21 protein-coding genes are annotated in these 26,481 nt (G+C 69.3%); 10 read left to right on the top strand and 11 right to left on the bottom strand.

All coding sequences use genetic code 11. From position 1 onward, the window contains the following. Positions 1 to 241: 241 nt before the first annotated feature. On the bottom strand, positions 242 to 487 hold the full coding sequence (locus ABZ370_RS15000) for a hypothetical protein (RefSeq protein ID WP_358620278.1): 246 nt from the start codon (positions 485 to 487) through the stop codon (positions 242 to 244). Between the two features lie 260 nt (positions 488 to 747). Here ABZ370_RS15000 and ABZ370_RS14995 point away from each other — a divergent pair, with 260 nt between their 5' ends. After that, entirely contained in the window at positions 748 to 1,761 is a 1,014-nt protein-coding gene (locus ABZ370_RS14995; RefSeq protein WP_358620276.1) for a helix-turn-helix transcriptional regulator, read from the top strand. A 78-nt stretch (positions 1,762 to 1,839) separates the two neighbouring features. Here the strand turns inward: ABZ370_RS14995 and ABZ370_RS14990 are convergent, their stop codons facing one another. Further along, complete coding sequence (locus ABZ370_RS14990) at positions 1,840 to 2,076, bottom strand: hypothetical protein (protein WP_358620275.1); 237 nt, start codon at positions 2,074 to 2,076, stop codon at positions 1,840 to 1,842. Positions 2,077 to 2,757: 681 nt separating this feature from the next. Here ABZ370_RS14990 and ABZ370_RS14985 point away from each other — a divergent pair. From ABZ370_RS14985 to ABZ370_RS14975, 3 genes are all read left to right on the top strand, one after another. After that, complete coding sequence (locus ABZ370_RS14985) at positions 2,758 to 3,342, top strand: TetR family transcriptional regulator C-terminal domain-containing protein (protein WP_358620274.1); 585 nt, start codon at positions 2,758 to 2,760, stop codon at positions 3,340 to 3,342. Between the two features lie 723 nt (positions 3,343 to 4,065). Next, positions 4,066 to 5,100, top strand: coding sequence for a type II CAAX endopeptidase family protein (locus ABZ370_RS14980; protein WP_358620273.1), 1,035 nt, complete (start codon positions 4,066 to 4,068; stop codon positions 5,098 to 5,100). Positions 5,101 to 5,983: 883 nt separating this feature from the next. Then, positions 5,984 to 7,588, top strand: coding sequence for a carboxylesterase family protein (locus tag ABZ370_RS14975; RefSeq protein ID WP_358620272.1), 1,605 nt, complete (start codon positions 5,984 to 5,986; stop codon positions 7,586 to 7,588). Positions 7,589 to 7,747: 159 nt separating this feature from the next. On the opposite strand, the gene ABZ370_RS14970 is transcribed toward ABZ370_RS14975, so the two are convergent. From ABZ370_RS14970 to ABZ370_RS14950, 5 genes are all read right to left on the bottom strand, one after another. Further along, the gene (locus ABZ370_RS14970) at positions 7,748 to 8,290 is read right to left on the bottom strand and encodes an alcohol dehydrogenase catalytic domain-containing protein (RefSeq protein ID WP_358620270.1); all 543 of its coding nucleotides are present in this window, start codon (positions 8,288 to 8,290) and stop codon (positions 7,748 to 7,750) included. A gap of 125 nt (positions 8,291 to 8,415) precedes the next feature. Continuing rightward, positions 8,416 to 10,320 carry a ricin-type beta-trefoil lectin domain protein gene (locus tag ABZ370_RS14965; protein ID WP_358620269.1) on the bottom strand — a complete coding sequence of 635 codons (1,905 nt, stop codon included), beginning with the start codon at positions 10,318 to 10,320 and terminating at the stop codon, positions 8,416 to 8,418. Between the two features lie 100 nt (positions 10,321 to 10,420). Continuing rightward, positions 10,421 to 12,592, bottom strand: coding sequence for an RICIN domain-containing protein (locus ABZ370_RS14960; RefSeq protein WP_358620267.1), 2,172 nt, complete (start codon positions 12,590 to 12,592; stop codon positions 10,421 to 10,423). A 522-nt stretch (positions 12,593 to 13,114) separates the two neighbouring features. After that, entirely contained in the window at positions 13,115 to 14,743 is a 1,629-nt protein-coding gene (locus tag ABZ370_RS14955; RefSeq protein ID WP_358620266.1) for a phosphodiester glycosidase family protein, read from the bottom strand. Positions 14,744 to 15,049: 306 nt separating this feature from the next. Continuing rightward, a complete protein-coding gene (locus ABZ370_RS14950) occupies positions 15,050 to 15,640 on the bottom strand; it encodes a TetR family transcriptional regulator (protein ID WP_358620264.1) in 591 nt (196 codons plus the stop codon). Between the two features lie 41 nt (positions 15,641 to 15,681). Here ABZ370_RS14950 and ABZ370_RS14945 point away from each other — a divergent pair, with 41 nt between their 5' ends. Continuing rightward, complete coding sequence (locus ABZ370_RS14945; protein ID WP_358620262.1) at positions 15,682 to 16,281, top strand: aldo/keto reductase; 600 nt, start codon at positions 15,682 to 15,684, stop codon at positions 16,279 to 16,281. A gap of 109 nt (positions 16,282 to 16,390) precedes the next feature. On the opposite strand, the gene ABZ370_RS14940 is transcribed toward ABZ370_RS14945, so the two are convergent. Next, complete coding sequence (locus ABZ370_RS14940) at positions 16,391 to 18,736, bottom strand: pyruvate dehydrogenase (protein WP_358620260.1); 2,346 nt, start codon at positions 18,734 to 18,736, stop codon at positions 16,391 to 16,393. A gap of 154 nt (positions 18,737 to 18,890) precedes the next feature. On the opposite strand from ABZ370_RS14940, the gene ABZ370_RS14935 reads away from it, so the two are divergent. Beyond that, the gene (locus tag ABZ370_RS14935) at positions 18,891 to 19,391 is read left to right on the top strand and encodes an Lrp/AsnC family transcriptional regulator (protein WP_358620258.1); all 501 of its coding nucleotides are present in this window, start codon (positions 18,891 to 18,893) and stop codon (positions 19,389 to 19,391) included. Between the two features lie 21 nt (positions 19,392 to 19,412). Here the strand turns inward: ABZ370_RS14935 and ABZ370_RS14930 are convergent, their stop codons facing one another. Then, positions 19,413 to 20,321 carry a LysR family transcriptional regulator gene (locus ABZ370_RS14930; RefSeq protein ID WP_358620256.1) on the bottom strand — a complete coding sequence of 303 codons (909 nt, stop codon included), beginning with the start codon at positions 20,319 to 20,321 and terminating at the stop codon, positions 19,413 to 19,415. 217 nt (positions 20,322 to 20,538) lie between these two features. Here ABZ370_RS14930 and ABZ370_RS14925 point away from each other — a divergent pair, with 217 nt between their 5' ends. From ABZ370_RS14925 to ABZ370_RS14915, 3 genes are read left to right on the top strand one after another with little or no spacing between them, the layout of a single operon-like run. Further along, positions 20,539 to 21,930: a M20 family metallopeptidase gene (locus tag ABZ370_RS14925; RefSeq protein WP_358620254.1), complete on the top strand. Its 1,392-nt coding sequence runs from the start codon at positions 20,539 to 20,541 to the stop codon at positions 21,928 to 21,930. Continuing rightward, entirely contained in the window at positions 21,927 to 23,201 is a 1,275-nt protein-coding gene (locus ABZ370_RS14920) for an MFS transporter (protein ID WP_358620252.1), read from the top strand. The genes ABZ370_RS14925 and ABZ370_RS14920 overlap by 4 nt, the downstream gene beginning before the upstream one ends. Before the next feature lie 13 nt (positions 23,202 to 23,214). Then, the gene (locus ABZ370_RS14915; RefSeq protein ID WP_358620250.1) at positions 23,215 to 24,225 is read left to right on the top strand and encodes a 1-aminocyclopropane-1-carboxylate deaminase; all 1,011 of its coding nucleotides are present in this window, start codon (positions 23,215 to 23,217) and stop codon (positions 24,223 to 24,225) included. Between the two features lie 133 nt (positions 24,226 to 24,358). Here ABZ370_RS14915 and ABZ370_RS14910 read toward each other — a convergent pair whose 3' ends face one another. Then, positions 24,359 to 25,054: an alpha/beta hydrolase gene (locus ABZ370_RS14910; RefSeq protein ID WP_358620248.1), complete on the bottom strand. Its 696-nt coding sequence runs from the start codon at positions 25,052 to 25,054 to the stop codon at positions 24,359 to 24,361. A 75-nt stretch (positions 25,055 to 25,129) separates the two neighbouring features. On the opposite strand from ABZ370_RS14910, the gene ABZ370_RS14905 reads away from it, so the two are divergent. Next, positions 25,130 to 25,741, top strand: coding sequence for a TetR/AcrR family transcriptional regulator (locus ABZ370_RS14905; protein ID WP_358620246.1), 612 nt, complete (start codon positions 25,130 to 25,132; stop codon positions 25,739 to 25,741). On the opposite strand, the gene ABZ370_RS14900 is transcribed toward ABZ370_RS14905, so the two are convergent. Next, positions 25,716 to 26,468: an FCD domain-containing protein gene (locus tag ABZ370_RS14900; RefSeq protein WP_358620244.1), complete on the bottom strand. Its 753-nt coding sequence runs from the start codon at positions 26,466 to 26,468 to the stop codon at positions 25,716 to 25,718. The two genes, ABZ370_RS14905 and ABZ370_RS14900, sit on opposite strands and share 26 nt — an antisense overlap. Positions 26,469 to 26,481: the final 13 nt, after the last annotated feature.

The following is a 26,481-nucleotide window of genomic DNA, read 5'->3' as shown; positions in this document are numbered from 1 at the left end:
CTCGATCGCGTGGAAGGCGGCCTTGAAGCCGCTGAGGCCGGGCAGTGGCTCGGTCCGCCGCCGAATGCCGGGATCAGCCCCGAGCCGTGGGCGGTCAGTGTCGAGCCGTCGCCGGGTCCAGGCAGTCCGCCACCGAGATCTCCATCAAGGTTGCCGCGCACTCCTGGACGCGTGCGCGTGCTGGTTCCTGGCGGTCCGCTGGAACGGGCCGCCAGGAACTCCCCAGCTCAGAAGGAGTGGGTCACTGCCATACCCAGAGTATGTACCAGCCGCCGCCGATCCCATCGCAGTAGGCGTCACCGGCATAGGAATCCCGCAGCGATATGCACTTCGAGTACTTGAAGGTGCCGTACTTCACGTAGCCCGACGCCGTGGTGGTCGATGTCGTGCTGGTCTCGGAGGCAGGGGCTGCCTGCGCGGTGGCAGCGCCGCCCACCAGCATGGTGGCCCCCAGAGCTATGCCGGTGAGCAACAGACGTGCGCGCATATGCGTTCTCCTTCGTTGCTTCGTGGAGGTGACTGAACTTCTGAACTCTGCTGAGCGGCGGCTGGTGGCTTCTGGCTAACCTCGGAGCATGACGCCGGGAGTGGCCGCGCTTCCGTGACCGGAGAGCCAGAACCGACCGGGTACCCGCCTGGGATTCCGTCCGGGTCGTCGTGTTGCAACTACAGACTCGGCCGATGGCGTGGCCACGTCGACTCGTTTCGGTCTCGTCCGAAGCGAGGCCATCGGGAAGAATCACGAGTGTGGCGCTGCGTATCCATTTCACCGCCGAGGACCTGGCCCGTACTCGTCTGGCCTCGGGCCCTCGTCCGTTGGTTGAGCTGGACATCGGTATCCGGCTGTTGCAGGAGAGATCGCGTCCTGTGCACTTTGACGCCTGGCGAGATCGCGCGGCCAGGCAGCTCCGCCCACGTTTCCGGCCTCTGTTCGAGTTGATTCCGCCGACTGGTGCGGGGGTGGAATTCCTCAGCCTGGTCGGCGAAGGGAGCACGGCCGATCTTGTGGAGCAGTTGCGTTCCACTCCGGCAAAGCGTGTACGCCAGGATCTGCAGGAATGGGCCGGGCAGCGTGCTGTGCGGCTGTCACCGGACACATACCGGGCCAGCCAGGAACCCGCGTTCGTACAACAACTCGCTGCCTTGGTCGAAGAGGCTCACGAGCGCTTCATCGCACCGTACTGGCCACAGATCGACCGGCTTGCCCACGCGGACCGGGCCCTTCGTCTGAGGCATCTGAGCGAACAAGGAGTGGAGTGCCTCCTGCGTGAACTCAACCCGCGCCGGATCATCTGGATACCCTCCGTGCTGCACGTCACCATGGCCTCCGGGCGCAGTGGCGATGTGTACCTCGACGGCCGCGGGTTACTGCTCATTCCCACTCTGTTCGGCTCGCACCACCCCGCTCTTTGTGACAGAGCGGAGCCACAGCCGTGGATAACCTTCCCTATCCGCTCAGACGATCGGCTCTCCGCGGAGCCGGCCACCGTCACCGCAGCTGCCCTGGCAGAACCATCCCAATCTCTGACCGCGCTCCTCGGCCGTACCCGGGCCACCGTACTGAGCGTGATCGCCAACCATCCCGGCAGTACCACAACCCAGCTCGCCGCACATGCCCGTATCTCTCTGGCCAGTGCCAGCGAACACGCCACTGTCCTGCGCAACGGTGGCCTCACGGATCTCCTGCGCGACGGAAAGAACGCCTGTCACACCGCGACTCCAGCGGGAATCGCTTTCCTATCCGCTTCCACTCAGCGCTGACCTGATCCGTACGGGCGGGTACACGCTGAGCCAAGTCCTCTCCTGCGTGCTCTCCGCGCAGGCGAAGGTGAGCCGCCTTCACCAAGTCTCCGGACCTCGGTTCCTCTGGCTCACATAATCAGGTGCGGCAGGTACCAGGGCCTTGCGCAGGACCTTGTTGCCGGTGTCGTCCTCGACCCTGACCGTGATGATGGCGACATCGTGCAGGTTGAGTCGGGCGGACTCGGAGGCGCGGCCGGCCATCCACCAGTCGACGATCATCGTGGCGGCGTCCCGCTTGCCTCGCGGGGTGGTGCGGTCGAGGGTGCCGACCATGAGGCGCAGCTCGCCGAGGTCGACGGCGTCGGCCTATAGCGGGCCCGGCTCCACCAAGCGGTCCCGGCTCCACCAGCGGGTCGTCGGCCTCCTCCTCAGCCCGGTGGCGGATGACGAGGTGGCATGCCTTGATCTCGGCGTCGGGCGTTGGGCTCGCCCGTCGCCCAGCCGTAGGTGTCGCATCACAGGTTGCAGGAGCGCCAGCGGTGGCGCGGGCGTCGCGGGTGTTCTGCGGCACCGCGTGGAGGAGTTTGCGGGCGGCGGACGCGGAGATCCGCCGGCCGCTGCGCATGGTCACGTCCGGTTCCGCGCGCCGCCGACGCCGGGCGCCCACGGTGTGGCCCAGGACGGGGCTGAGTTCGGTCGTTGTCATGACGCGGACTCCTCGGTCGTGCTGGGGTGGTACGCCCGGTGGTCCTCACCTCCTGCACCTGGTGCTCTTCCTCGACGACCTGGACGTCTCGATGGCCGGCATCGCCCTGCCCTCCATGGGCCGCGACCTCCAGATGGCCCACGCCTCGCTGCAGTGGATCATCAACGGTCACGTCCTCGGCTACAAGCTCGTCCTCGGGGAGCAGAACTCCCCTTGGAGCATGACCACCCTGGTGCACTGTGCTGCTTGCTGCGCTATAGGATCGCGACGTGGTTGGGAATGCCGACAAGCGACAACACATCTTGGACGTGGCAACGCGCCTGGCCGGGACGGACGGTCTTCGCGTCCTGAGCGTGCGATCTGTCGCCGCCGCGGCCGGTATTGGCGCGACGACTTTGCGAGCGTATTTCCCTTCACAGGCGTTGCTCTACCGGGCTGTCGCGGGGCGGTTGGTCTCCCACGTGCTCAGCGACGATTCGATCCAGGACGTCTCCCTGGCCCCCGCAGATCGCTTGTATGAGAGCCTGCGGCAGTTCCTCCCCGGCGCGGCGGACCGGCATTCCACTCTCATGGTGTGGTTCGAACTGCTCACCCTCGCTCTTGGCTCCGACGCCAACGAGGAGGTTCTCGAAATGGTGCGCTCCGGGCACGACGAGTCGGCCGTGATCGTGACACGCTGGTTCACGCTTCTGGCAGCGGACGGATTCGCACTGCAAGACACGCCAGAGGTGCTGGCCGTCCGGTTTGTGGCCCTCGTGGACGGGTTGCACCTGAGCCTCTTGTTCGACAGGGGCGAAGGAGCGCTCGACCGGGCGGAAGACACACTTCGCTGGTTCGCGGAACAGGCCCTGACCGCTCCCGGAGAGAGCGCCCCCGACGCGAAGCCGGCGTGAAGGATTGCGGGAGCCAGAGACCCCCGGACGAATTGAGTGCTCGTCGCGTAGTGCCTCCGGAGTCGTGGTTCACCACCCCGTGCAAGGTGGAATGTCACCGGCCTGGTCGGGGTAGAGCAGGCATGGCCCTCGCCACTGGCGCGGGCGATCCGCCAAAAATCGGTGCGCGCTCTCGACGATGACGCGCCCATCGGGAATGGCGTCAGACCGGCCGACATCCGATGCAGCTCGAACCAGCCCTCGACCGCTGCCATCCGACCGCCTCAAGGCAAGAGCTGAGCCAGGCGCTCGAACAAGCGTTGCGACGGATCGCGCTTGTCGTCGGCGATCGGGAGGTCGACGGAACAGCGGACGAACTCATCGGCGACGACAAGGTGCAGCTCCGCTTGGCCCGGAAGATGACACCGGAGCGTCGCCGCCCCCACCTGCCTCAACGGCGACATGGCGGACGCTCAGCGAACCGATCCCTCGCGTCGCGGCCCAACGGAGCGCGGCCTCGACGATCTCCTCCCGAGTGGCCGTACCAAGGAGCGCACCGCACACCGTGCAGCACAGTGTGCCGTACGCCGTGCGGTACAGTGTGCCGCAGATGGTGCGGCCCTAACCGGAAGAGGCAGGAACCCGTGGTCCCAAAACCTGCGACACTTCGTGGGCTCATGACCGGGCGCCCTGCAGTGGATTGGGATCGCGCTGATACCGGTCCCTCCCTTCATCGAGAGCCGCATGGGCAGCACCGTCATCATGGTCGCCATCGCCTTCGTCGCCGACCTTCGAGGCTCCTCGTACGAATCGCACGAAGACGATCGCCTGAAAACTGATCTCGATCGCCCTCCGGGGCGCGGTCGCCGCAGCGCCGGCCACACGCAAGGTCAATTCTCTGGTCCGAGTGGACCGGCGGCACGAGATAACCGGCGCCGCCACAGCCCGGGTTCCACGCGGGCCTGCTTCCTGACCGTTCGACGAAACACCTTTCCGGTCAGCCACATCCCATACGCGAACCACACCAATACAAGCAACCCGTCGAAATATCCGACCCGCATGAGAGGAATTTCCGTGATTCTCCACGCCACTCCGACAGATTTGATCGGTGCGAAAAGTCAGCGACCCGGGTGGCCTGAGATACTCGCCGCCGCCGGCGCCTACTTCCTGAGCTACATCATCGGCCCGCCGATCGTCAGCGCCCTCACCGACGACGAGTCGGTCGCGAGCGGGCTGGCTCTCGCAGCGCTCTCCGGGATCATGGGCCTGCTCGCCTTCTTCGCCGCGTTCGCCATCCGTATCCGCACTTGGTCCGCGTTCAGTGTCCGCGCCATCCCGACTCGCTGGATTTTCTTCTCGCTCGGATTCGGACTGCTCGCGTTCCTCCTGACCCGTGTCGTCGCCACCATCTTCGTGGCAATCATCGGAAGCACGGACGGCGATCCGCAAGGCGACTACCACGCCGCGGCCAACGCCGGTCCGCTCGCCCTGACGCTGCAACTGCTGTTCATCGCCGTCCTCACCCCGCTCGGCGAAGAGTTCGCGTTCCGAGGCGTGCTCTCCACCGCGTTCACCAGGTACGGCGCATGGGTGAGCATCATCGGCAGCACCGTCATCTTCGCCTTGGCCCACGGCATCAACCTGGCTCTGATTCCGGCAATCGTCGTCGGCGCGATCAACGGCATTCTGCTGGTGCGCACCAAGTCGGTGTGGCCAGGTGTCATCGTTCACGCGGTCAACAACGGCGTGGGAACCATCGTCGGCGTGCTGTTCAGCTGACAGGCCATCTCATTCGGGTACCAGTGACAGATTCCAACGACGTACGGGCCCGTCTGCTCGGTACCGGCACTGATCGCCCTGGTCTCCATCGCCGCCGTCCCGGGTCTGCCCGACCGAGAAGCGGCGCCGGGGCCACCCCTGGGAATCTTCGCCGGGGCCCGTTCCGGCGCGCTCGGCCGCCCCACGGCCGTGTTCGCGGTGACGGCAGCGGGCGCGGGGGTCGTCGTCACCTTTCTGCCAGTGGTCGTGGCGCCGGGCTATTCCGGCGTGGTCGCCGCGGCTCTGTTCGTGTAACCGGCCGCCGCGACCGCAGCCCGCTGGCTCGCCGGTCGGCGCGCCGACCGGCGCGGAGCCGCCGGGCTGGTCGCTCCGGGGCTGGTCGCCTCGGCCGCCGGCATCCTCGTCGTCGCCCTCACGGGCGTCCCCGCCGCGGTCGTCGTGGGTGCGGCCGTGTTCGGAACCGGCTTCGGCATCATCCGGAGCGCAACCATCACGCTGATGTACTCCCGGGTCCCGGCCTCTGGGTACGGGGTGGTGAGCGATTGCCTGTGCTCGGCATCGTCGCGGGTGCCGCGCGAAGCTGGGAGCAGAGATCGTGCCTCGGGTTCGTCCCGAGGACCTTGCCGGCGAAAGGGTGCTGCTGCGGACGCTCGTCGTGGCGACAGCCGACATGGACGGTCCATCAACCCTTGGCGCATCAAGGTATGCCCAATCCGGAGGGCCGGGACACCGTCCCGGGACTCACCCGAGAGCACGATTTCGCTCAGCGGACCGGTGGCGTTGTCCAGGTGCTGTTCGCAACGGAGCATGTGCCCTTCCCACTCGTTCCTGCCCTTCGGGAGGTCCGGTGCGCTTCGTTGTCCGAAGAGGACTTGCGGCCGTCGTGAGTCTGCTCGCCCTGCTGACCGTCGTATCAGCCACACCGGCGTCCGCGGTTCCCCGTTCCTTGACGGCCTCCACCGACAAAGGTTCCGTCGAGGGAGCTTCGGCGGACGGCATCGACCGGTTCCTCGGCATCCCGTACGCCGCACCACCCGTCGGCGCCAAGCGCTGGCAGCCTCCCGCGCCCGCTTCCGCCTGGTCAGGCGTGCGGTCGGCGAGCGCCTACGGCTCGCGCTGCCTGCAATCGGCCACCGGCACCGGCACCGGGCCGGGTATGAGTGAGGACTGCCTGAACCTCAACGTCTACACTCCCGAACGGCGAACGAACCGTCCGCTGCCGGTGATGTTCTGGATACACGGCGGGGGCTTTTCCAGCGGTTCGGGTGACCTCTACGACGGCTCGCAGATCGCGAAAGCCAACAACGTAGTGGTCGTCACGATCAACTACCGCCTCGGCGTGTTCGGCTTCCTCGACGTGCCCGGGCTGAGCGAGCGGGGTGCGGGCAACTACGGCCTGCTCGACCAGCAGGCGGCGCTCCGCTGGACGCAGCGCAACATAGGTGCCTTCGGCGGGGACGCCGGCCGCGTGACCATCGCGGGCGAGTCGGCCGGCGGCCACTCCGTCTGCGCTCTTCTGGCCTCGCCGCCGGCGCGCGGCCTGTTTGCCGGCGCGATCATCCAGAGCGGCGGGTGCCCGAGCCTCACGGTCGCCCAGGCCACCGCCAGGGGCAGGGACTACGCGGCGGCCGCCGACTGTGCCGATACGGCGACCAGCGTGTCCTGCCTGCGCGCCAAACCCGCAAAAAAACTGTTGACCGCCGGCAGCGGCTTCGTCGGGGGCATCCTGACCGGCCCCCTGCCCGTGTCCGGGGTCCCCGAACTGCCCCTCGCTCCGAGCGCCGCCGTACGGTCCGGCAAGTTCAGCAACGTCCCGCTCCTCATCGGCACCACACGCGACGAGGTGCGCCAGTGGGCACTGCCGTTCGCGAACGCGACAAAGGAGCAGTACGAGCGGGCGATCAGGCTCGAGTTCGGCGCACAGGCCGGCGCCGTACTCGCGCACTACCCCTACAGCGCTTATGACAGCCCGTACAGCGCGACGTATGCCATCGGCGCGGTATGGGACGACAGCAGCGTCTTCTACGGCCTGGGCGGCTGCGAGTATCAAAGCCTCGCGGGAGAGTTCGCGGCTCGGCAGCCCAGGACGTACTTCTACGAGTTCGACGACCCTCACCCGCCCACCCTCGGCACGACTCCGGACGGGTTCGACTCCGGCGCCCCGCACGCCAGCGAGCTCGGTTACCTGTGGCCCATGGCGACCTCGACGTCGCTGACTTTGGAGCAACAGCAGCTGTCCAGGGCGATGGTGCGCTACTGGGGTGCGTTCGTGAAGAACGCGAACCCCACGACCGGAGGGCAGGCGGCCTGGCCGTCGTACCGCAGGGCCACGTACATGTCGTTGCTGCCCGGTGACGGCAGCCAGGCCCTCACGACCGAGGTGTACGCGGCCCGGCACCAGTGCTCCTTCTGGAACGGCATCGGCTACGGCTGGCTCACCACCAACCCCGACCGCCTCGCCGAACTGGCAGGCGTTCCCACGTCCTGAGGCCCCTCCATCGCAGGCCGCCGGCCTCCAGCATGCGATGGGCCCTGGCCGCCTCCTCGGCGGGCAGCACCTCCGCGACGCGCAGCGTCAGCGTGCCGTCCTCGGCCTGGCGGCGCAGCGTGTCCAGCCCCTCGGTGTCGGTGATGCCGTCCGGCACCATCACCGGGCACACCCGGATGCCACGCTCGTCCGGGCCGGACCAGCCTCGCAGCTCGGCCAGGGTCCCGCCATCGGCGATGGCGGGCACTGTCCGGGGGGTCTGCACCGAGCCGTCCACGAGGCCGGAAACACCATCGGGGGCCAGCGCGCGAATGCGAGCGGCGCTGCGGCGGGGAAGTCCGCCCCCTCGGGCGCCGGGACCACCGACGCGGCGGGCACCACGACCTGCTCGGCGTAGGCCCCGCCGTGCGAGCTGATGAACAGCACCATGGCGACCACCCGCCGGCCCACGGCGAACCGTCCGTCGGTCCCGGGTCCGAGCTGCTCGATCACCCCGGCGGCGTCCGTGCCGGGCACGAACGGGGGCCAGTGGTCGGGCATGCGGACGGCGTGGCTGCCGGTACGCAGCATGACGTCGGTGGGGCTGACGGCGGCCGCGTGCACGCGGATGCGGACCTCGCCGGGGCCCGCCTGTGGTTCGGGAAGATCCAGGACCCGCAGTGCTTCCGGGCCGCCGAAGTCGTGGACACCAATAGCCTGCATGACGGCTGCTACCTGCCTCGGTGGCACGGGATTCCGCACGTGAGCGGTGACAAGACGTGGCGGGTGTGCCCGCCGCGGACGGAGTGTCCACGGCGGGCCCGGAGTGGCTCCCGAAGGAGGCTTGATCAGCTGTTCAGGGTCCATTTCTGGTTCGTGGCGCCCGTGCAGCTCCAGATCTGGGCGCGGGCGCCGTTCGCCGTGGAACCGTCGGTGACATCGAGGCACTTGTCCGCCGCCGTGTTGACGACGTCATGGCTCGTCGCGTCGTACGTCCACTGCTGGGCGCCCGTGCCGTTGCAGTCGTAGAGCTGTACCTTCGCCCCGTCGGCGGTCGAACCCCCGGTGACATCGAGGCACTTGCCGTTCGTGCGGGCGGTGCCGTCGGTGCCGAGTGTCCAGCGCTGGTTGTTCGCGCCGGTGCAGGCCCAGAGCTGCGCGGCCGAACCGTTCGCGGTGCCGGAGGCGTCGAGACACTTGCCGTCGATGCCGGTCAGCGTCCCGGCGCGCTCCCCGCCACCGCTCTGGCCGCCGGACCACGTGAAGGTGGCCGAGGTCTTGCCCGGGAGCTGGTACGTGAAGTGCTGGCCGCCCCAGTTCACCGTGAAGGTGCGTGCCGAGGCGGAGTCGTTGTAGGCGATGAGGGCCTTCGAGCCGTCCGTGTTGCGCCAGGCGACGTTCGGCACATCACCGCCGGCGCTCGAGGCGATGCGGGTGGCGCCGGGGCGGACGAACTTAGTGAGGTGGCCCATCGTGTAGTACTCGATGGTGTAGTCGACCTGTCCGTGGCGGCTGTCCCCGTTGTGCACGGTGATCAGTCCGTCGCAGGTGCCGCAACCGCCGTTGTGCGGTCCGCGGTTCTGGTCCACGGCCAGGGACCACTTCGTCACCGACTTCGCCCAGTTGCGGGTGTAGTCGATGATGTTGCTCATGTCCTCGCGCTGCTGGTTCGCGATCCAGGTGCCGCCGGAGTGCTCGGTCTGGAAGGCGTCCAGCTGCGGGTACTTGTTGTGGATCTCCGTCTGCTTGCCGATGTCGCCGCCGTAGCCGTGCCAGGCGATCCCGCCGAAGTTCGGGTGGTCGCGCACCGCCGCGTCGTCCACGGTGGGCGCGGCGTAGGCGTCGTAGGTGTCCCAGTTCCAGTCGTGCGCGAGCACTTTGGACTTCAGCCCCGCCGTCTGGAGCTTGGGCAGCAGCTCGCTCTTGGTGAAGTACGCGAGCCCCGAGCCGTTCCAGCTCATCGAGGGGTAACCGGAGCAGCAGGTGGGCTCGTTCTGCGGCGTGACGTAGTCGATCGGCACCCCGGCGGCCTGGTAGCCCTGGAGGTACTTCACGAAGTAGTTCGCGTAGGTGCCGTAGTTCTCCGCTTTGAGCCAGCCGCCGTTGAGCTGGCCGTTGTCCTTCATCCAGGCGGGCGCGGTCCACGGTGAGGCGACCGTGGTGAGCTGCGGGTTGAGGCGCTTGGCCTGCTGGGTGAGCGGCAGGACGGCGGCCTGGTCGTGGGCGAGCGAGAACTTCGCGAGCGAGGGGTCGGTCTGCCCGGCCGGGACATCGTCGTAGGTGTAGCCGGAGCGGGCCAGGTCCGAGCCGCCCATCGGGTTGCGCAGGAAGGAGAGCCCGATGCCGTCGGTGGGAGAGAAGAGCTTGGTCATCGTCTGGTCGAGCGTCGTCTGCGAGAGGGCGCCGCTCTCCTTCATCAGGTACGCGGCGGTGTCGGTGAAGGAGGCGCCACCGCCCGTGAAGGTCTGGTAGCGGGTGTTCTCGTCCACGGAGACCGTCGTCCCGCTGCTCGCGGTGCCGGGCTGGAAGGCGAAGGGCGCCTGCCGCTCCAGACCGCGTGTGACGTGCCGGCCGCCGGAGTCGTCGGTGGTGGTGAGGTAGGCGGTGACCTGTTCGCCGGCGGCGTGCGCCGACAGGGTCCCGGCCGTGCCGAGCCCGGTGGCGGCGAGCGCGCCGGTCAGCAGCAGGCGCAGCAGACGGCGCGGGGAGTGGGAGGAGGTACCGGTGGTCCGGCTGCCCGGTCTTCGGGACATGCGGAGGCCCTTCCTGGCGGGTGTGGGGTGGAGGTGGTGCGGTGTGCGGGGCTCCCGTGGTCGGAGAGCCCCGCACGGCGCGGGCTGAAAGAGCTGGCAATTACGGGTAGTTGGTCAGGAAGGCGACGTTGCTGCTGGGGGTCACCTTGTTACCCGCGTTGTTGATGATGTGGTTGATGGTCCCCGAGCCGCCGAGGACGGTCGTCACCATGTCGTGGAACCGGACACCGCTCGTTTGCGGGACCTCGAAGGAGTGGTCCTCGACGACCGAGGGGTTCACGTTGAAGTACGCGTAGCTGCCGAGGCCCCAGGCTTCGTGGCTGCTGACGTTCGAGGCGACCTTGTAGGCGGGGTAGCCCTGGGTCGAACCGTTCATCCACGCGCCCTGGTTGGGCGGGTCGTAGGGCAGCTCGTTCTGGAAGAAGTACGTGCGCCCGCCGTTGCCGTTCCAGATGACCTGCGTCTTCTGGTAGTGCTCCACGAAGAGGCCGTACGAGGTGACGTTCTGGCCGTTGACGACGAGGCCCGTGTCGGCGGTGTTGGTGTTCCAGCCCACCGTCCCGCCGTTGCCGTGGTCGGCGCGCCAGGCCCAGGTGTGGTCGATGATGGTGTTGTTGCTGTTGACCACGAGGGACTTGTCCGCCTTGCCGACGGTGGCGCCGCCGATGCGCAGGAACACATCGCTGAGCACGGTGGGGTCGGTGGCGTGGTTGGCCGAGGACCCGGTGGGGCCGACCTCCATCAGCGTGGCGGAGTTGGTCGTGCCGGCGTCGATGAGTACCCCGGCGACCTTGATGCCGTCCACGTCGGCGGTGGACAGGGCGGTGATGCCGTTGTCCGGTACGAGGGTGGCCAGGCCCATGCCCAGTACCACCGTGTCCGGGCGGGTGACCTTGAGCGTCTGGTTGAGGTGGTAGACGCCCGGGGTGATGAGCAGGTTCTTCCCGGCGGCGAGCGCCGCGTTCATGTCGGCCGCGCTCGCACCGGGCTTGGCGATGTAGAACTGGTCGATCGGCAGGTCCGACCCGGTCTGGGTCTTTCCGCTCCAGGTGGTCGCGGCCGCGTTGGTCTGGAGGCCGGGTACGAACACCTTCCAGGCGCCGGCTCCGTCGACGTGCAGGAACGGCTTCTCCGCGTTGACCGGCGCGGCGCCGACCGTGGTGTACGTGGGGAAGTTCTGCGCGGGCGCGCCCTGGTCACCGACGAAGACCATGTTCCAGTTCGACCCGGACCAGGAACCCATCTTGCTGTTCTTGGTCAGGAACTGCTGCTGCGAACCGGACTGGATCTGCCCGTCGATCTTGCTGTCGGAGATGAAGCCGCCGCTCGACCAGCCGCCGTCGTCGAGCTTGAGGTCGCCGCGTACGTGCATCCGCCGGTACGGGGCGGCCTGCGACACCGCCCAACGGTCGTAGCCGTTCTTCGGGGTGACGGACATGTTCTCCGCGTCCCGCCAGAAGTTCTGCGTGGCGTTGCCCTGGAACCAGTCGGCCTCGGCGTGTACGGCGCCGTTGATGTTGACGTCGTCGGGGCTCAGGCCGAGCCCCGCGGCCTGGGTGTAGAAGCCGACGTTGACGTCCGCGTCGTACGTGCCGGGCTTGAAAAGCACGGCGTAGCGCTGGCCGCCGAACTGGTTGGTCTGCTGCTGGTTGAAGATCGCGTTGAGCTTGCTCTGGATGGCGGAGGAAGACATCGACGGGTCGAAGACCACGGTGTTCGGGCCGAGGTCGGGGTCGTTGCCCGAGGGCGGGTCCGGGGTGCCCGCGCCCGCGTAGTCCCACTTCTGGTTGGGGGTGCCGGCGCAGTCCCAGATCTGGAGCGTGGCGCCGTCGCCGTTGTTGTTGTCCTTGATGTCGAGACACTTACCGGCGGCGAGGTTCACCAGGTCGTGCCCGGCGGTGTATTGCCACTTCTGGCTCGCGACCGAGTCGTAGCAGGTCCACAGGTGCACGGCGGTGCCGTTGGCAGTGCCGTTGTTCACCAGGTCCAGGCACTTGCCATTGACGGTGAGCGAGCCGTTGTCGTTGAGCGTCCAGGTCTGATTGGGGCCCGGGGAACAGGTCCACATCTGGGCGGTTGCCCCGTCGGCGGCCGAACCGTCCTTCAGGTCGAGGCACTTGCCATTGCCCTGGTTGACGATCGGACCGGGGGTCGCCGCGCTCGCGACGGTGCCGTCCACGGCGACCAGCGTGCCGGCGCCGAGCAGGACGACGGTGAACGCGGTGGCCAGCGGACGGAACCGCCATCTTCGGCGTATGCGGGCAGGGCGCATGTGACGCCTTCCTGAGCGGGGGGATGAAGAGAAAGAAGGCGGCCGTCCCCCTGGAGGGCGGGCCGTCGCGCACCGCACGCACGGGGAGCGCGCGATGTGAAGCATCTACACCTGCCGTGCACGTGTGGTGCAGGGCTTTTTACAACACGTGAAGTTAGAGCCCGGGTTCCGGGCCGTCAACCCCAACAACACCTGTACGTAGGGGAGTTGGTACGACGGGCTGGTGGGAGCGGTGCGCAGGGGGCTGCGGCAGGGGCGGTTTCAGGAAGCCCGCCGTACGGCCCGGTGGGGGCTTGTGTGCAAGCAGTGGAGTCGCTTGGCGGGGAGAACCCCGTAACCGGCTTCATTTACTTTGTTTTCAAACGAAGCGGATGGAGGCGCCACGACGACCGAATGCCGACCGCGCGACCGGGCGCAGACAGGGTGTCCCCTTCGGAGGCTGGCGGACCGTGGTGAGCGCCGGGGTGATGCGGGGTGGGTGACGTCGGCCATGGGGGTCGTGGCGAAGACCCCCATGGTGAGTCAGCCGGTCTGGCCGCCGGGCAGTACCTGGATCGTGCCGCCGTCCGCCCTCTCACCCGTGGCGTCCGAGGGCTTGTTGGCCAGAACACCGCCCACGGCCATGGCGGTCGAGCCGCCGCCGTCGAGGTTGAGTGCGTCCACGGCGCCGAGCGAGCGCATGAAGCTGGCGGCCTCCTGGAGGGTGAAGCCCTCGCTGCCACCGGACTGGCGACCGTCCACCGTGGCCAGGATCAGTCGGCCCCTGGTGTCCACACCGGCCATGGTGCGCGGCTGGCGGGCGTTCGCCCATGCGTAGCCGAAGGACAGGTCGGACGGGTCGACGACGCCCTCGGTCGCGGCGTCGATGCTGATGCGACCGTTGTGTACGAGGGTGGGGGCGGCGCTGACGATGCTGTCGTCGCGGTCCAGCCGCACGCGTCGGCCCTGCGTGTCGCGGATGGCTTCCGACACGCCGATCCGCTGTCCGACGCGGGCGTGAGCGGTCAGCCAGTCGGCGGCCGTTCCGATGCCCTGGAGTACGGTTCCGCCGGCTGGAACCGTGCCCCCGCGCGAGCCCACCGACACCACACGTCCAGCGCCGTCCAGCGCGACCTGGGAGCCGGCGCCGGTGGGCAGCGGGGCCCCGAACTGGTCGGTGAACAGGACCAGGTCGTTCGTCGCCCGGCACGTGACATCCTGCCAGGGCCGCTCGCTCGGGGTCCCGCCCGGTCGCCCGCAGTCGCGGATGAGGCTTGGCACTCGGTTGATGCCCTGGGCCGCGTAGCGAGCCGTGCCCGCGCCTACCGTGACGGTCGTCGTCAGGTCCGCCACCCGCACCTGCCGGCCGCCGTCGCCGATGATCATCGCCGCCCGCGATCCGGCGGCCATCGACTCCAGTCGGCCGCGGTCCGCGCTGAGGCCCGCCTGCGTGCCCTGGACGCCGTCCGCGTCGGAGGTGACGAAGAACCCGGCGTTGACGCCGACCAGGGAGCCGAGCTTCGCGGCGACGGACGACGTGGTCGCTCGCTTCGCGACGTTGCCGTCGTGGGTGCCCTCGACGGTGCCGGTGAAGACGTGCGGATCGATGACCGCGACGTGCACGTTCTCCCGGTCAGCGGGCTGCTCGGCGTCGTAGCCCGTCCAGTCGACCGCGGTGTGGAAGCCCGCTGCCGTGACCGCTTGGGCGGCGGTCTGTGCGTCCGCCTGGGTGGAGTACGAGCCGATCCTCACCCGCACGCCCATGACACCCCGCGGGGTGTCGGTGTAGCCGGGCCAGCGCACCGTCTCCCCCCGCGGTGCGAAGCCGTCGGCTCGCAACCGCTGCACCGTGGCATCGGCCCAGGCCTGCGGTCCCACCGGCGCCCACGTCGCGGCGCCGCTGAGGCGCCCGGTGGCCGGGGCCTGGACGGTGACCGTCCAGACCGGCTTGGCGGCGCCGTTGCCCATGGTGGCGCTGCGCACCTGCACTCCCGGCGCGATGGTCCGCGTCGTCCACGAGGGGGTGGCCATGGCTTGGGCGGCAGTCGCGGGGGCGGCCGCGGCGGCCTGCGCCGTCTCCCAGATCCCGCCCGAGGCGACAACGGCCAACGCGACCGCGGTGCTCATCAGCACACGTGTCCGCGCGGCGGAGCGGGTGTAGTTGTGGGTCATGGCTTCCTCTCGTTTCCGCGGCAGGAACCCACGCACGCACCGGGCCTTCCCAGCCGCTTCCCACAGGTGATCTCAGCTGGCGCGTGGAGCGGCCCGCCTGCCCCGAAGCGACAGCGCACGAAACAGTCGGCGAACAACTGCGCAAGAGTCACAGGAAGCCGGATCGCCGACCCTCTGATGACTAGCTGGGAGCCTCCGCCCGCGCGCCTTGCGGGGCTGAGCCTCGGCCATGACACACGGCCTGCCGACCGTAGTCGCTGATTTTGATCAGGTCCATCACCGAGGTGTCGGCGGGGGTGCCGGGCGTCAGCCGCCGGCCGTCCTGGGCTCGACGAGGCGGCGGGCGGCCTCGACCACCGCCGAGCGGTGCAGAGCCAGCCGTTCCGCCGACCAGGACGGGACGCCCTCCTCCGGCGTGTTGACGCCTTCGGCGGCCCAGAACCACGCCTGCGCCGCGGCGAGCACCATGGTCAGGAGGTCGGCGGGCTGCATTTCCGGGGCGAGGTCGCCGCGCTGCTGCGCCCTGGCCACTTCCTCGGCCTTGTCCTGGAAGGCTTCCGGTTCGAGTCCGGTGGTGGACGGGCGCTCCAGGAGCTTCCAAAGGCGTAGGCGCATGAGATCGGGCCGGGCAACGAGGTGGTCGAAGATCGCACCGGCATATCCGGGCAGGTCCTCGACGTCGAAGGACACCGACTCGGCGCCCGCCGTCATCGCCCGCCGCAGCACCTCATCGAACAGCTGTTCCTTGTTGCCGAAGTAGGCGTAGATCAGCCGCTTGTTCGCACTCGCGGCCTCCGCGATCCGGTCCACCCGGGCCCCGGCGATGCCGTAGGCGGCGAACTCGGCGAAGGCGGCGTCGAGCAGACGCGCCTTGGTGGCGCTGGAATCGCGTGGCATGCACGCCACCCTAGCAAGTAACTATCTAGTTATTGACATCGATGCACCGCCGCCCTACGGCCGGCGTCGAGATCACCGACGACGGTCGCGCGCTCGGCCTCAACGGTCGGCCCGAGTACGTACGCCGGGCGTTCGAACGCTCACTGCGGCACCTGGGCACCGACCACATCGACCTGTACTACCTGCACCGCGTCGACCCCGAGGTGCCGATCGAGGAAACCGTCGGCGCGCTGGCCAAGCTGGTCGCCGAGGGCAAGGTCCGCCACATCGGCGTGTGCGAGGCGTCCGCACAGACCATCCGGCGTGCCCACGCCGTGTACCCGCTCACCGCCGTCCAGACCGAGTACTCGCTCTTCGAGCGCGACATCGAGCACAACGGGGTGCTCGACACTCTGCGCGAGCTCGGCATCGCCTCCGCCAAGGACGTCACGCCCTCCCAGCTGGCGCTCGCCTGGGTCCAGCGCCAAGAGGCGATCGCCATCCCCGGCACCAAGCGCCGCCGCTATCTGGAGGAGAACATCGCCGCGACCGAGGTGCCCCTCACCGCCGAGGACATCGCCGCGATCGAGGCGGTCGCCCCCCACGGTGTGGTCACCGGCGACCGCTACGCACCCGAGCTCATGGGCACCCTCAACGGCTGAGAGCCACCGGCGGAACCTTGATGAGAAGCCGGTGCCGGGCCGTTCCTCCACCATCGGGCGCGCGGTTGTCGGGATCGCCGAGGCCGTCGGAGGGAGTGGGGCTCTCCGTTCAGTCGACGAGGTCGAGGGCGGCGGTGACGATGCTGTCGGTGTCGATGCCGTGGTAGCGGTAGACGTCCTCGATCGCGCCGGACTGGCCGAACCGGGTGACGCCGAGGGGGACGGTGGGCGTGTTCTGGATCGCGCTCAGGAAGGCCAGCGTGTGCGGGTGGCCGTCGAGGACGGTCACCAGCGGGGTGGCCCGGTCGGCGGGGAAGACCTGGTCGAGAATCCAGGCCGGGTCCTGGGACAGGCCGCGGCGGGCCTGGAGCGCACGGAAGAGCAGGTCCGGGCTGGTCACGCACACCACGTCGGCGCCGTGGCCGAGGGCGGTGAGCCGGTCGGCGGCGGCCAGGGCCTCCGGGACCAGGGCACCCATCGCGGCGAGGGTCACCACCGGGTTCTCGTGCCGGCGCAGCCGGTAGGCCCCGGCGGTCACCTGTCGGCGGCGGCGTTCGCGGGCGGCCGGGTCGTCGGGGACGGCGGCCGCGGACTGTTCGACGGGCCGGGTGGACAGCCGCAGGTAGGCCGAACTCCCCTCCGGACGGCCGAGGTTGCCGAGCGCGGCGAGCAGACACCATTCGGTATCGATCGCGAACGCGGGCTCAAAGGTGACGCAGCCGGGCTGTTCGATGCCCAGCGACGGTGTGGTGATCGACTGGTGGGCGCCGCCCTCCGGGGCGAGCGTGACACCGGAGGGCGTGCCGACCAGGATCGACTGGCCGCCGGCGTAGATGCCGAACGACCAGGGTTCCAGGGCCCGGTCGACGAAGGGGTCGTAGACGACGCCGATCGGCAGCAGTGGCTGGCCCCAGCGGCTCCAGGTGGCGCCCAGCTCGCCGAGCAGGCCGACCAGGTTGGTCTCCGCGATGCCCAGTTCCACATGCTGGCCCGTGGGCCGCTCCCGCCAGTGCAGGATCGTCTCGGGGTCATCGGCGAACCAGTTGGGGCGTTCGGCCGGTGACCACACACCGACCTTGTTGAGCCAGCCGCCGAGGTTGGTGGTGGAGCTGACGTCCGGGCTGACGGTGACGATCCGGCCCGCCGCCTCCGGTGCCTTCCGGGTGAGGTCCAGCAGGATGCGTCCGAGGGCCTGCTGGGTGTTGCCGGTACCGGTCGGTGCCGGGCGGGCGAGGTCGGCGGGGACCGTGGGGGGCTGCCGCACGGCGTGTCCGGGACGGCGCAGCCGCCTCGCGGCCGCCGCGCACAGGGCTGCTTCCGGCGAGCCGTCGGCGAATGCCGCCCACGGGCGGTCGAGGTCCGTTCCCAGTCGGTCGGCCAGGGTGCTCATCTGGTCGGCGGTCAGCAGTGAGGAGTGGTTTTGCGGGTGGCCCTCGGTGGGCAGCCCGTACCCCTTGACCGTGTACGCGAAGATGATGGTCGGGCGCGTGTCGTCGACGCTGTCGAACGCGTCCATCAGCGCGCCGATGTCGTGTCCGCCCAGGTTGCGCAGCGCCGCCGACAGGGTGGCGTCGTCCAGGGAGGCGATCAGGTCCGCGATCGGCCCGGCGGTGGAGCCGGTGCCGGGCAGCCGCTCGCGCAACTCGCTCGCGGAGCAGCGCAGCAGGCGCTGGTATTCGGGGTTGTCCATGGCGTCGATACGGGCGTGCAGGGCCTCGCCGCCCGGCCGCTCGAACAACTCCCGCAGCACATGCCCGTACTTGAGGGTGACGACCTGCCAGCCGGCCGCGGCGAACATGCCCTGCAGCCTTTCGGCGGCGATGCCGGGGACGACCCGGTCCAGGGACTGCCGGTTCAGGTCGACGACCCACACCGCCTCGCCCAGCCCCGGCACCATCGGGTCCTGGATCGCCTCCCAGATTGCGCCCTCGTCCAGCTCCGCGTCGCCCAGCAGGGAGTACTGCCGTCCCCTGCCGGCCCCGCCGAAGTGGCCCTCGACGTAGCGCCGTGCGAGGGCACCCCACAGAGGGGCGGTGGCGCCGATGCCGACCGAGCCCGTGGAGTAGTCGACCGGGTCGGGGTCCTTGGACCGGCTGGGGTAGCTCTGCAGGCCGCCGAAGGCGCGCAGGGTGGTCAGATGGGACTCGTCCAGCTCGCCCAGCAGGTAGTTGATCGCGTGCAGCACGGGTGAGGCGTGGGGTTTGACCGACACCCGGTCCTCCGGCGTCAGCGCGTGGAACCACAGCGCTGTCATGATCGACGTCATCGAGGCGCTGGACGCCTGATGACCACCGACCTTCAGCCCCGAAGGGTTCGGCCGCACCCGGTTGGCATGGTCGATGATCGCGGTGGACAGCCACAGCACCCGCCGCCCGACCGCCTCCACCACGGCGAGCCGCTCCTCCCCGCCGGGGCCCCGGCCATCGGCGTCGGCCGACCTCAGCTCCGCGACCATCACAGACCACCTCCGCAAGAGGAACCATGTACGGGAAAAATTTGCGTTGTGCCGCGCCAGTAGACAGATAACTCTTCGACTGCACAAGATGCGCCTATTCGACTGAGCATTCTGCTCACATCCCAAGCCAATGGAGAGGCAACGACGGAGCATCATGACCAGTGAACGAATGCTCGACGCCACGGACGCCCGGATCTTGCTCGCCCTGGCTACCGATCCGCGGGCCACCGTCGTCGCCCTGGCCGAGCAACTGGGGCTGTCCCGCAATACCGTTCAGGCCCGGGTGGCCAGAATGGAGCGGGGCGGCACGCTGGGCTCCTTCGAACGCCGGATCATCCCGAACGCGCTGGGGCACCCGCTCACCGCGTTCGTCACCGCGCAGGTCAATCAGCGCCGGCTGGCCGATGTGTCCGAGGCACTGGCGGGCATCGCGGAAGTCGTGGAGGTCTTCGGCCTCAGCGGCGAGACCGATCTGCTCGTACGGGTGGTCGCCGCGGACGCGGAGGACCTGTACCGGATCGCGGGGCAGATCCTCGCCATTCCCGGTATCGAGCGCACGACGACGGCCCTGGCCATGCGCGAACTGGTGCCGCACCGCCTCACCCCGCTGCTGCGCCGTGCCGCGAAGGGCGGGAGTCGGCAACCGGGGCGGTGAAAATCGCGGATAGCGATCTGTCTACATGAGGAGGTCGTCGCCGATCTCTTCGATCAGATGCGCGAGGAAGGCCCGCACCGCCGCGGGCAACGCGCGCCGCGCCATCGACTGGATCTGCATGCTGCGGCGGCTCAGTTCCGAGTTGTGGATGGGGACGATGGCCAGGCGGTCGGCGCCGAGCCGCCGCCGCACCGTCAGCGGACCCACCAGGGTGACCCCGCCGCGTTGCTGCGCGAAACTCTGCAGCGCACACGAGTAGTTGCTGACGAGCGCGGGTTCGAAGCTCAGCCCTTCCAGCGCGACGCAGATGTCGAAGAGCTGCCGGACCGTGGTCCCCTCGTCCAGCAGCGCGAGCGGGTACTCCAGCAGGTCCGCGAGCTCGACGTACTCCCGGTAGGCTAGCGGGTGATCGTCGGGCATCAGCGCGTAGATCTGCTGCTGCTGCGAATACTCGACCCTGATTCCCTCTTCCGGTCCGAGGCTATAGGTGACGGCCAGGTCCACCGTGCCGTCTATCACCTGCCGCGTCGCCGCCGCCGGGCCGGTGACATTCAGCCGGAACCGCACCCCTGGATGCTTTTCCCGAAATGCGGCCATAGCCACCGGCAGGAACTCACTCGCGAAACCCTCGGAGCTCGCGAGTTTGACGGTGCTGCGGTGCAGGGCCTCGACGCCGTGCACATCGGCGAGCACCTGCTCGGCCTCGAGCGCGCTGCGCCGGGCGTAGGCGGCGAGAATCTCACCCGCCTCCGACAGCACCATCCCCCGCGGCTGGCGCTCGAACAGCGGCGCCCCGACGTCCTGCTCCAGCTTCGCGATCTGCCGACTGATCGCCGACGTGGCCACGTGCAGGCGCTCCGAGGCCTCGCTGATCGAACCGGTGCGCGCGACCGCGAGGAAGTAGCGCAGCGACGTGGGCAGGAGGTGCATTCCGAGAATGTACTGCAGCGCGCGAAGCGCGTCGGCCGAGGGTGGTGACGGGGTAGCGACGGACCGTAGCCGTAGCCCGTTGCCATTGCCGCCAGGGCAATGCACCTTTCGAAAACGTGCAATTGCCGTCTCTATCGCCGCCCTATCACCGCTCCGTAAACTCTGCGCACTGGCCGGACGCATTGTAAATTGCGCGTTTCCGATGTTAAGGGTAATCATGACCCGTGCTGCCGTGATCGATCGTGTCACCGAATACTACGATTCCGGGGAATTCCTCGCCGACCTCGACCGCCGGGTCGGGTTCGCGACCGAAAGCCAGGACCGGGCGCGGGCCCGGGTGCTGCGTTCCTACCTCACCGACGAGCTGGCCCCGGCGCTCACCGGCCGACTGGGCTGCGAGACGCGCGTCCTCGACAACCCCGCCGGCGACTACCCGCTGCTCGTGGCGGTCCGGCACGAGGACGATGAGATGCCCACGGTGCTGGTCTACGGCCACGGCGACGTCGTCCTCGGCGAGCCGGAGCGATGGCGGCCCGGCCTCGATCCATGGCGGGTCGTGGTCGAGGGCGACCGCTGGTACGGCCGCGGCACCGCCGACAACAAGGGCCAGCACACCATCAACTTCGCGGCACTCGAGCAAGTGCTCCGCGTGCGCGGCCGGCTCGGCTTCAACCTCAAGGTGCTGGTCGAGACCGGGGAGGAGTCCGGCTCGCCGGGCCTGCGCACGGTCTGCGCCCAGTTGCGGGACGAGCTCGCCGCCGATGTGCTGATCGCGTCGGACGGGCCGCGCGTGGCCGCGGAGCGTCCGACGCTGTTCCTCGGTTCACGCGGGTCCACCCCGTTCACGCTCCGGGTCGACCTGCGCGAGGGCTCCTACCACTCCGGCAACTGGGGCGGTCTGCTGCGCAACCCGGCGACCGTGCTGGGCGCCGCGCTCGCCAGCATCGTCGACGCGCGGGGCCGCATCCTCGTCCCCGGGCTGCGGCCGCGCGAGATCCCCGAGAACGTCCGGGAAGCCCTGCGCGACATCGAGGTCGGCGGCGGAGCGGACGATCCGCCCATCGACGACGGCTGGGGCGAACCCGGTCTCACCCCGGCCGAACGCCTCGTCGGCTGGAACAGCGTCGAGGTGCTCTCGCTCGCCGCCGGGAACCCGGACAACCCGGTCAATGCCATTCCCGGCAGCGCACACGCGCACTGCCAGCTCCGGTCCGTGGTCGGCACCGAGGTCGACAAGCTCGGCGTCATCCTCCGTACCCACCTGGACGAGCACGGATTCCCCATGGTCGACGTCGAGGTCGGACCGACCATGCCGCCGACCCGGACAGATCCGGACGACCCCTGGGTGCGCTGGGCGCTCGGCTCGATCAGCCGCACCACCGGCACGGAACCCGCGCTGCTGCCGAACCTCGGCGGCAGCCTTCCCAACGATGCCTTCGCCAATGAGCTCGGGTTGTGCACCCTCTGGGTCCCGCACTCCTACCCCGCCTGTGCCCAGCACGCCCCGGACGAGCACCTGCTGGCCCCCGTGGCGCGGGAGAGCCTGCGCATCATGGCCGGTCTGTTCTGGGACCTCGGCGAGGACGCTTCCGTGAGGAGCCGCCCATGACCGCACAGACGGTCGCCCCCGAAGCGCCGGTGAAGGTGCACCGCGTCATCATCGCCGCGTCCATCGGGAACGCACTGGAATGGTTCGACATCCTCGTCTACGGCTTCTTCGCCGCGACGATCTCGAAACAGTTCTTCCCCACCGCCGACGAGACCGTGTCGCTGCTGCTGACGCTCGGCACGTTCGCGGTGGCCTATGTGGTCCGTCCGGTGGGGGCACTCGTGCTCGGCGCGTATGCCGACCGTGCCGGGCGCAAGCGTGCGCTCATGGTGTCGATCCAGCTCATGATGGTCGCCACGCTGCTCATCGCGATCATGCCGCCGTACGCGACGATCGGGCTCGTCGCGCCGATCGCGATCCTGCTCGCCCGGCTCGTCCAGGGCTTCTCCGCGGGCGGGGAGTTCGGCAGCGCCACCGCGTTCCTCGTCGAGCACATGCCCGAGAAGCGCGGTTTCATGGCCAGCTGGCAGTTCGCGAGCCAGGGGTTCGCGACGCTGCTCGCGTCGGCGTTCGGCACGGTGCTCACGGCCACGCTGTCCGACGCGAGCCTGGAGTCGTGGGGGTGGCGCATCCCGTTCTTCTTCGGTCTGCTGATCGGCCCGGTCGGCTACTACATCCGGCGTTACGTCGCCGAGGCCGGTGAGTTCGTCGAGACCGCGGACCAAGAGCGCGCGCCGGTGAAGGAGACGTTCCGCACCCAGAAGGACCGCATGCTCGTGGCCATGGGCGCGCTCGCCGTGTCCACCGCGATCAGCTACCTCATCACCTACATGCCCACGTTCGCGGTGAAGGAACTGGACCTGCCGGCGTCGACCGGATTCGCGTCCACTCTGGTCACCGGGATCGTGCTGACGGGCCTGACTCCCGTGGTGGGTCACCTGTCGGACCGGTTCGGCCGCACCCGGATCATGCTGATCTTCGCCGCGCTGATCCTCGCCCTGGTATACCCGAGCTTCGCGTTCCTGGTCGCCGCCCCGGGCTTCACGGTGATACTCGGCGTGATGTTCCTGATCGGCGTCCTGAAGGCCGGCTACTTCGCGCCGCTGCCCGCGATGATGGCGGAGCTGTTCCCCGTCACCAACCGGGCCACCGGCCTGGCGGTGAGCTACAACATCGCCGTGATGCTGTTCGGTGGCACAACGCCACTGGTGATCGTCTGGCTCGTCGATGTGACCGGCAGCAAACTGGCACCGACCTTCTACCTGATGTTCCTGGCCGTGGTCAGCCTGTCCTGCGTGGTGTTCGCGCGGCGCAAGCTCGGCATTCACTGATCGGAGAAATCCCTTGTCTCTCAACGACTTCGACCGCTACCCGCTGCTGTTCGGCCCGTCGCCGGTGCACCGCCTGGAGCGCCTGACCAAGCACCTGGGCGGAGCGGAGATCTGGGCCAAGCGCGAGGACTGCAACTCCGGCATCGCCTACGGCGGCAACAAGACCCGCAAGCTGGAGTACCTCGTGGCCGATGCCCTGGCGCAGGGCTGCGACACGCTCGTATCGATCGGCGGCGTGCAGTCCAACCACACGCGCCAGGTCGCGGCGGTCGCGGCACGGGCGGGGCTCAAGTGTGTGCTGATCCAGGAAAGCTGGGTCGACTGGCCTGACGCGGTGTACGACAAGGTCGGCAACATCCTGCTGTCCCGGCTCGCCGGAGCGGACGTGCGGCTGGTGAAGGCCGGGTTCGGCATCGGGTTCAAGGAGAGCTGGGAGCAGGCGATCGCGGAGATCGAGGCGGCGGGCGGCAAGCCCTACGCGATCCCCGCCGGCGCCTCGGACCACCGGCTCGGCGGGCTCGGCTTCGCGAACTGGGCGTTCGAGGTGGCGGAGCAGGAAGAGCAGCTCGGGGTCTTCTTCGACACCATCGTGGTGTGCGCGGTCACCGGCAGCACCCAGGCCGGAATGATCGCCGGATTCGCCGCGCTGGGCGGGCGGCCGCGACGCGTCCTCGGCATCGACGCCTCGGCCAAGCCGAAGGAGACCTGGGACCAGGTGGCGCGGATCGCGCGCGGGACCGCGTCGCTCATCGGCCTGGACCGGGAACTCGCCCACGACGAGATCCTGCTCGACGAGCGCTACCACGCGGGCACCTACGGCATCCCGGACGAGTCCACCCTGGACGCCATGCGGCTGGCGGCGCGGACCGAGGGCATGGTCACCGACCCGGTGTACGAGGGCAAGTCCATGGCGGGCCTCATCGACCTCGTCGACCGGGGCGAGATCGCCAAGGACGCCAAGGTGCTCTACGCCCACCTCGGCGGGCAGCCGGCGCTGAACGGCTACAGCGCCCTGTTCGGGTAGGCGCCGGGAGGCGAGCGGTCCGGCAACCGCCCGTCCCGGGCCGCGACGTCCAGAGCCGGGCCGCTCGCCCGAAGGCAGGTGCTCCGCGTGTGACACTCCGTCACCGGGAAATCGCGGGAGTAAGCCCACAACGTCACAGGCTCAGCAGCAAGTCCCGGACCGCTGCGGGCTGGGACAGGAACGGGTGATGGCCGGCGTCGAGCTCGACGACATGGCCGGCCCGGCGGGCGAACTCGCGCTGCAGCCGCGGCGGGGTGCCCCGGTCCTGAGCGCAGACAAGGTACGTCGAGGGCAACTGCTGCCATGCGGCCGCCCCGACCGGCTGCCCGGTCACCCGCACGCTCTGCCGGGCGAGGTGGTCCGGCGCCTGTACCTGGACCTCGGGGTCGCAGTCCTGCAGGAACGTGTCCACGAGGAGCTCGGGGCGGACCCCGAACGTGCCGGCGTCGGGGTCGACGTCGAGGAACGGGGCGGGGCCGCCGTCCCCGAACTCCGACAGGCTCTGCCCGACCTCGGGCAGGTAGCTGGAGACCAGCAGCAGGTGGTGCACCGACCCGATTCCCGCAGCGGCTTCCGCGGTGACGACACCGCCGTAGCTGTGGGCGACCACGACGGTCGGCTCGTCACCGGCCAGCAGCACCTGCCGCACCGCGGCGACATCCTCGGGCAGCCCCGGACCGCCGACGCCGCCGGGCAGGCCCGCCTCGCCGCAGCTCGGCAGCGCCGGGGCCACGCTCGGCACCCCCCGTTCCTGCAGCAGCTCGCCGGTGCGGTGCCACCACCACGACCCGTCCCGCACGCACGCCCCGTGCACGAACACGACTCTCATCGCCACCTCCACGTCGGGCCCGACTGCCCCCACCGACTTTAGACGTAGTAGCTGTTACGTGAAAAAGTGAGGTTCATGGGCAGACGACCGCAACCGCACATCAAGGAGAGGCTGCTCGACGCCTGCGCTGACCACGCCCTCGCGCACGGCCTCCCCGACCGGCTCGAGCCGCTGGCCACCGCCACCGGCACCTCGGCCCGCATGCTGATCTATCACTTCGGCACCCGCGACGCTCTGCTGCGGGCCGTCCTCGGGCACGCGCGGCAACGTCAGCTCGACACATTCGGCGACCTGCTGCGGGCGCGGCCCGACGAGCCGTACACGGCCACCCTGAACCGCGCCTGGACCGCCATCACCGGCCCGGACGGGCAGCCGTACCTGCGGATGTTCGGTCAGCTGCGCGAGAGCGCGGAGCAGCAGTTGTGGCCCGACTTCCGGCGCACCGCGACGACCGACTGGCTCGGGCCGCTCGAGGACGGCCTGTTCAGCATCGGCCGTCCGGATCTCGCGACGCTCGTTCTCGCCGTCATCCGTGGGCTCCTCATGGACCTCGACGCCACCGGCGACACCACCCGCACCGACCAGGCCTTCCGCGACTTCCTCGGCACAGTCGAGCACCTATCGTCGGAGGCCACGGGCTCGGCTCTGGGCTGTGCCGCGGTCAGGCGTCCGCCGTCCGCTCGCTGAGCCCCACGTACATCGACCGGTGCAGTTCGTCGACATGCGCGGCGAGAAGGCGTGCCGCCAAGGCGGAGTCGCGGGCGCCGAGGGCGGATCTGATCTCCTTGTGCTGTTCGTTGCTCACCCGCAGGTAGTCCATCGAGTACGGCAGGAAGTACTGGTACAGCTCCGCGGTGATCCGCTCGTACATCTCCATCGCCCCGGCCAGCCCGGCGCTCGCCACGACCAGCCTGTGGAGCCGCTGGTCGGCCTCATGGAAGTCGGCCCAGGTGGCCGCGGCGTCCATGTCCCGGATCGCGGCGTCAAGGCCTCCCAGGGTCTCGTCGTCGATCCGCTCCGCCGCGAAATGCGCGAAGCCCGCTTCCATGACGACCCGTTCGTCGATCAGCCGACGCACATGGTCGCTGTCCTCGCGGTAGGCGGCGGCCTCCAGCACGGCGTTGCGGGGCGGGCGGGGTGCGATGAAGGTGCCGCCGTTGCGCCCGGGCCGGCGCTCCACGACCCCTTCCTGTTCCAGCGCGGTGAAGGCACGGCGGACCGTGATCTCGCCGACGTCCAGCGCGGCGGCCGTGGTCCGCACATTGGGCAGCCGCTCCCCCGGAACCAGCAGCCCCAGGTCCACGGCCAGCGAGATCCGCGCCCGCACCGTGTCGATGGCGCTGGTGCGGCGGATCGCCGCCAACGGTCGTCGGCTCAGCGGGTTCGCGACGCCGCCCCGGGTCTCGGAAGCCATGCCCGCAGCCTAA

The organism is Streptomyces sp. NPDC005962 (assembly GCF_040629205.1).
Classification (GTDB): Bacteria; Actinomycetota; Actinomycetes; order Streptomycetales; family Streptomycetaceae; genus Streptomyces.
This window is presented reverse-complemented; position numbering and strand designations above follow the sequence as displayed.

Coding starts and splice junctions, on each gene's coding strand:
- ABZ370_RS15000 (WP_358620278.1), bottom strand. CDS start 487: ATGCGCGCACGTCTGTTGCTCACCGGCATAGCTCTGGGGGCCACCATG.
- ABZ370_RS14990 (WP_358620275.1), bottom strand. CDS start 2,076: ATGGTCGGCACCCTCGACCGCACCACCCCGCGAGGCAAGCGGGACGCC.
- ABZ370_RS14980 (WP_358620273.1), top strand. CDS start 4,066: ATGGGCAGCACCGTCATCATGGTCGCCATCGCCTTCGTCGCCGACCTT.
- ABZ370_RS14970 (WP_358620270.1), bottom strand. CDS start 8,290: ATGCAGGCTATTGGTGTCCACGACTTCGGCGGCCCGGAAGCACTGCGG.
- ABZ370_RS14965 (WP_358620269.1), bottom strand. CDS start 10,320: ATGTCCCGAAGACCGGGCAGCCGGACCACCGGTACCTCCTCCCACTCC.
- ABZ370_RS14960 (WP_358620267.1), bottom strand. CDS start 12,592: ATGCGCCCTGCCCGCATACGCCGAAGATGGCGGTTCCGTCCGCTGGCC.
- ABZ370_RS14955 (WP_358620266.1), bottom strand. CDS start 14,743: ATGACCCACAACTACACCCGCTCCGCCGCGCGGACACGTGTGCTGATG.
- ABZ370_RS14950 (WP_358620264.1), bottom strand. CDS start 15,640: ATGCCACGCGATTCCAGCGCCACCAAGGCGCGTCTGCTCGACGCCGCC.
- ABZ370_RS14945 (WP_358620262.1), top strand. CDS start 15,682: ATGCACCGCCGCCCTACGGCCGGCGTCGAGATCACCGACGACGGTCGC.
- ABZ370_RS14940 (WP_358620260.1), bottom strand. CDS start 18,736: ATGGTCGCGGAGCTGAGGTCGGCCGACGCCGATGGCCGGGGCCCCGGC.
- ABZ370_RS14935 (WP_358620258.1), top strand. CDS start 18,891: ATGACCAGTGAACGAATGCTCGACGCCACGGACGCCCGGATCTTGCTC.
- ABZ370_RS14930 (WP_358620256.1), bottom strand. CDS start 20,321: ATGCACCTCCTGCCCACGTCGCTGCGCTACTTCCTCGCGGTCGCGCGC.
- ABZ370_RS14925 (WP_358620254.1), top strand. CDS start 20,539: ATGACCCGTGCTGCCGTGATCGATCGTGTCACCGAATACTACGATTCC.
- ABZ370_RS14920 (WP_358620252.1), top strand. CDS start 21,927: ATGACCGCACAGACGGTCGCCCCCGAAGCGCCGGTGAAGGTGCACCGC.
- ABZ370_RS14910 (WP_358620248.1), bottom strand. CDS start 25,054: ATGAGAGTCGTGTTCGTGCACGGGGCGTGCGTGCGGGACGGGTCGTGG.
- ABZ370_RS14905 (WP_358620246.1), top strand. CDS start 25,130: ATGGGCAGACGACCGCAACCGCACATCAAGGAGAGGCTGCTCGACGCC.
- ABZ370_RS14900 (WP_358620244.1), bottom strand. CDS start 26,468: ATGGCTTCCGAGACCCGGGGCGGCGTCGCGAACCCGCTGAGCCGACGA.